The sequence below is a fragment of the Cyclobacterium sp. genome (assembly GCF_014762705.1).
Taxonomy (GTDB): Bacteria; Bacteroidota; Bacteroidia; order Cytophagales; family Cyclobacteriaceae; genus Cyclobacterium.
Genome location: NZ_JABURL010000003.1, coordinates 1 through 1,740, shown reverse-complemented (window position 1 = coordinate 1,740; position 1,740 = coordinate 1). Strand labels below are relative to the sequence as shown.

Below are 1,740 nucleotides of genomic sequence, written 5' to 3'. Positions count from 1 at the left end.
GAGGCTGTCCGAAAAGTCGGGCAGCCTCTAATTTAGTTGTTTTTTTTCTCCAAAAATGGTATTTTGGAGTTGTACAAAAAAGCAACTATGGCCAAGTTAGTTTTTAAAAACCAAACCGGCAAGAGTCCTGAACTCTTCCCGGTCAACATTTTTGACAGAATTGCCGACAACCATCCCGTACGCCTTGTAGATTCGGTTGTGGACTCGCTGGATATCAGCGAAATAATAAAGATGTACAAAGGAGGCGGCACCTCCGCCTACCATCCCAGAATGATGATCAAAGTGCTTTTTTACAGCTACTTGTCTAATGTATATTCTTGCCGCAAGATCGCTAAGGCACTTACTGAAAATATCCATTTTATGTATATAGCGGGCAATTCCACGCCCGACTTCAGGACCATCAACGACTTCAGGGGAAAAATATTGAAGGACCACATCCAAAGGCTATTCGCCGAAGTGGTGAAAATGCTTGTCGGGATGGGCTATGTGAGCCTTGATGTGCAGTACATCGATGGCACTAAGATCGAGGCAAGATCCAACCGGTATACCTTCGTCTGGAAGGGTTCGGTAGAGAAGTACAAGGAAAACCTGGAAGCCAAGATCGGCACAGTTCTTTCGGACATCGAAAGCAGCATTCAGTCTGATAATCAGGAAATCAACAAAGAGGAGCTTCCCAGGAAGATCAATTCTGATGAACTGCGGGAAAAACTAGCCGAGCTGAACAAAAAGCTGAAAGAACCTACCAAAAAACAGGAAAAGGAACTGCGGAAGCTCCAGAAAGAGCATCTCCCCAAACTGGAAAAATATGAGCATGACCTCAAGACGATGGGCCGGAGGAACTCTTATAGCAAGACCGACCGAGATGCCACCTTTATGCGGATGAAGGACGACCACATGAAGAACGGGCAGCTAAAGCCCGCCTACAATGCGCAGATATCCACGGAAAACCAGTTCATCACACATGTTTCCATCCACCAGACACCTGGGGACACCACTACGCTGAAAACCCATCTGGAGGGGTTCGAAAACGCCTTCGACAGACAGAGTACCGAAGTGGTGGCCGATGCTGGATATGGCAGTGAGGAAAACTACGAAATGCTTGATAAAAAGGGAGTTACACCTTACGTAAAGTACAATTACTTCCACAAGGAGCAGAAAAGGAAAACAAAAGAAAACCCCTTTCTTGCCCAGAACCTGTTTTACAATGCGGAGGAGGATTTTTATGTATGCCCGATGGGCCAAAGGATGGAAAAGACGGGGACCGGCAAAAGGGTTTCGGCAAACGGGTATGAATCCCGGATCACATACTATCAGGCACGGCAGTGTGAAGGCTGCCCACTCCGGGGGATGTGCCACCAGGGGCAGGGAAATCGGAAAATTGAAGTAAACCACCGCCTCAACGGGCTGAAGGCGAAGGCAAGGGAGCTACTGACCAGCGAAAAGGGACTTATCCACCGCAGCAATCGCCCGATAGAACCTGAAGCCGTGTTCGGCCAGCTGAAAAGCAACAATAAGTTTAACCGATTCACTTTCAATGGATTAGAAAAGGTAACAATGGAATTTATGCTGATGGCACTCGGTCATAACCTAAGGAAGCTAATGGCAGCAGCAGTCTTTCCAGCTAAAATGGTCTTCGCATCTCCAAAACCGGTTTACATAGCGGTACTTTTGGGCGAAAATCCCACTTATTGTTTATCAGTGCTACGAAATATTGGAGATTCAAACTTTTCCGAATATTCC

General features: G+C 46.7%; 1 protein-coding gene. It reads left to right on the top strand.

Annotated features, from left to right (window positions below; all coding sequences use genetic code 11):
- Positions 1-87 precede the first annotated feature (87 nt).
- Positions 88-1,740 (top strand): IS1182 family transposase (locus HUJ21_RS00015; protein WP_291366225.1); only part of this gene is annotated, 1,653 nt, incomplete at its 3' end.